The sequence below is a fragment of the Kitasatospora putterlickiae genome (assembly GCF_039527695.1).
Classification (GTDB): domain Bacteria; phylum Actinomycetota; class Actinomycetes; order Streptomycetales; family Streptomycetaceae; genus Kitasatospora; species Kitasatospora putterlickiae.
The window spans coordinates 3,294-4,457 of sequence record NZ_BAAAKJ010000080.1; the positions used below are offsets into that span (position 1 = coordinate 3,294).

Here is a 1,164-nt window from a genome sequence, read left to right on the forward strand (position 1 = left end):
CCGGGGTGGGCGGCGTCTTCGGCAGGTCCGAGCGGCGGGTGATCTCGGTGTTGACCTGCTTGGGCAGCCAGTCGTCGGAGAACCGCAGCTGCCCGCCGACGGTCGGGTGGTTGCGGGCGATGTCGATGATCTCGGCCGGCTTCGGCCGGTCCTCGGGGGACTTCGCGAGGCAGCGCAGGATCAGCTCGCGCAGCCCGGCCGGCACGGCGTCCAGGTCGGGCTGCTCGTGCACCACCCGGTAGAGCACGGCGGTGTCCGGGCCGTCGCCGAACGGCGCGGAGCCGCCGGCCACGTACGCGGCCAGCGCGCCGAGCGCGAACACGTCGGTGGCCGGGGTGACCGGGCGGCCCTGGGCCTGCTCGGGCGACATGAAGGCGGGCGAGCCGATCCGGTAGCCGGTGCCGGTGAGCGCGGTGGCGTCGGCGGCCCGGGCGATGCCGAAGTCGATCACCCGCGGGCCGTCGCCGGCCACCAGGACGTTGGCCGGCTTGAGGTCGCGGTGGACCACCTCGACGCTGTGGATCGCCTGCAGCGCCTCGGCGATGCCGCCCATGAGCAGCAGCACGGTGCGGACCGGCAGCGCGCCGTTCTCCCGCACCACCTGCTGCAGGGACGGGCCGGGGACGTACGCGGTGACCAGCCACGGGGCGTCGGAGTCCAGGCCGCCGGAGTCGATCACCTGGGCGGTGTAGAGGCCGTGGATCCGCTGGGCGTTGGACACCTCCTGGGCGAACCGGCGGCGGAACTCGCCGTCCTCGGCGAACTCCGGGCGGACCACCTTGAGCGCCACCGGCCGGCCGCCGGGCGTGTACGAGAGGTAGACCCGGCCCATGCCGCCGGCCCCGAGCCGGGCGAACAGCCGGTAGCCGCCGACCTCCCGGGGGTCGTCCGGAAGCAGCGGCTGGAAGACCGGTGGGAGCGGTGCGGCGGTGGCGTCCCGTGGCGTGTCGGCGGTCATGCGGTTGATCCCCCTGGGAGAGCGGTGAGGTCCACCGACCGTCGGCCGAGGGTGCGACGACGGGCGCCCGGGCGACGGTCTGGCGCTCCATAACCTATCGAGCCGTCAGGACTCCGCGCAGGTCGGTACCGGGTTGGTTGCAGAGCTGGGACCTTCGCACACGCCCCGTGCGCCGCCCCCGGCACGCCCGGGCCCGGAACGGCGGG

Annotated in this window: 1 protein-coding gene; it reads right to left on the reverse strand. The window is 74.9% G+C overall.

The window, feature by feature from the left end; genetic code table 11:
• Positions 1-958: serine/threonine-protein kinase (locus ABD308_RS09185; protein WP_344330591.1), on the reverse strand; the 958-nt coding region annotated here is incomplete at its 3' end.
• Positions 959-1,164: the final 206 nt, after the last annotated feature.